This window comes from Neobacillus pocheonensis, assembly GCF_050477905.1.
GTDB classification, from domain to species: Bacteria; Bacillota; Bacilli; order Bacillales; family Cytobacillaceae; genus Neobacillus; species Neobacillus pocheonensis_A.
In genome coordinates, this window is record NZ_JBCNAD010000103.1 from 1 (window position 1) to 1005 (window position 1005).

At 30.4% G+C, this 1005-nt stretch carries 1 protein-coding gene; it reads right to left on the reverse strand.

Annotated features, from left to right (window positions below; genetic code table 11):
- Positions 1-272: 272 nt before the first annotated feature.
- Positions 273-572 carry a hypothetical protein gene (locus ABES02_RS29530; protein ID WP_430141563.1) on the reverse strand — a complete coding sequence of 100 codons (300 nt, stop codon included), beginning with the start codon at positions 570-572 and terminating at the stop codon, positions 273-275.
- Positions 573-1005 lie beyond the last annotated feature (433 nt).

Sequence of the window (1005 nt, forward strand, 5' to 3'; positions counted from 1 at the left end):
CTGCTTCGTTAGCTGAATAAGAAGTTCCTGTATTTATAACTTTTTCATTTCTTTATTTTTGGAACGTATCATTAATAATTTATCTGAAGCAAGTATTAGCTCGTGACGAAGGTATTCAGTATTATAAGAAGTTATTTCATCAACCATCCAATCATCTAAACCTCTTTTACCTTCAAATGCTGATTTTCTATTATCGCCATCAACCCAATATAAAAATGGATTATCAAATTCCCCTTAGTATTACTGGGATATCTGACAATCCATTTTGTTAATTATCGATTATTAAAATAAACGGATAATGCATCTCTCAAATTTTCGGTGTCTTCATTTGTTTTTATTACATAGTGGTCACCATCTAATGAAGAGGAAAAATTATGAATTCCTTGAATTCGTAAAAAGTCGTCAACATCTGAAAGTTTCTCACCAGCGTTCTTTAATGTTTTATGTCCGACAATGTTATCATTTACATACACTTCATATGTATCCTCATTTAATTTCACACCGTTCTGTGAATCTAGCTTTCCTCCTGATAGTGGAAATAGATAATTGTCATTCGGATTATAGGTATTCACCTAATTACCTCCCCATTCATTTTATATTGATACGTTTTCCATAGAAGAGTAAAAATATGCTTGAGCCGCCTTTTATACCTTTACATCATATACGTTTACTAAAGAAAACAGTTTATTTTTTACTTCCAATTTCTCATAAAGTTCGACATTTATTCCAAATTTTTTGTTTTTAATCTATCCAGAGGGACCAGCATTCTTTATTATTATTTATAACTTTCCATTTTTAAAACAAATACCATATACACCAAAAGCTCGATGATAATTCTTTAATTTCCCCATCTCTTTCACACTCTTCCACTTTATCTTTCTCCTTTATTCTGATTGTTGTTAAACTAACCTCCCTCAATAAAGAAAGCGAAATGTCACGATTTCTTCGTTTTTCTTAGATTTTCATAGTTGTTTATTTACTAGTAATTGCTTTTTAGGTGGGTAA